The 881-nt window shown below is 29.5% G+C and carries 1 protein-coding gene; it reads right to left on the bottom strand.

Annotation, left to right across the window (positions count from 1 at the left end):
* Positions 1–779: aminotransferase class V-fold PLP-dependent enzyme (locus G3997_RS02940; protein ID WP_296647836.1), on the bottom strand; the 779-nt coding region annotated here is incomplete at its 3' end.
* Positions 780–881 lie beyond the last annotated feature (102 nt).

The following is an 881-nucleotide window of genomic DNA, read 5'->3' as shown; positions in this document are numbered from 1 at the left end:
AATACATAATCTACGCATCCTCCACCTTTTTCAAAAGGTTCTTTAGAATATAAATCTTTTATAAGACCAACTATTGCACTGCTTCCAAATGGTGCATAGGCCTTATGTGCTGAGAATGTTAAAAAGTCTATGGATTCTTCTTCACAATTTCCATTAATATTAATTTCTTTATGTGCAACTAACTGTGCCCCATCTACTATTATTATAGCACCATATCTATGAGCAAGTTTTGCTATTTCATGTATAGGTGTAATATATCCAGTTACATTTGATGCTCCTGTAACAGTTACAATTTTTATCTTCCCATTAGCTTTTTTAAGTTCTTTTTCTATATCATCTATATTTATTCTACCTAGCTCATCTACATCAACATAAGTCATTCTTCCTAATCGTCTAAATGGTAAATCATTAGCATGGTGCTCCATTCTAGTTGTAAGAATCATATCTTCTTTATCTTTAATTAGTGAATTAGCTAATATATTTAATGATTCTGTATCTGACTTTGTATAAATTACAGTATGAGTATTACAATCACCTAATCCAAAAAATTCTAGTATTGTATCTCTAGCATTATTAAATCTTGAAGTACAATATTCTCCTTTAAAGCCTACACCTCTTGCTATTGGTCCATAATTTTTTATATTATCTTGTATTGCCTTTGTAACACTTTTTAAGGGTGGTGTAGTTGCTCCATTATCAAAGTTAATAGGTGTTATATATTTTCCACTTGGAAGTTGTATTTTATCATCTATACCATCATATAAATCTCTATAATCCATGGGCTATTTCCTCCTATAATCAACGCTTATACATGTCTTCTTTTTATATTATGTTTATTCAATATCAGTATGTGCTGTTTTTATCCAATTCTATACTATACT

The sequence above is a fragment of the Romboutsia sp. 13368 genome (assembly GCF_018336475.1).
Classification (GTDB): Bacteria; Bacillota; Clostridia; order Peptostreptococcales; family Peptostreptococcaceae; genus Romboutsia.
The sequence above is the reverse complement of the archived record's forward strand: the minus strand, read 5'-3'. Positions and strand labels throughout refer to the sequence as shown.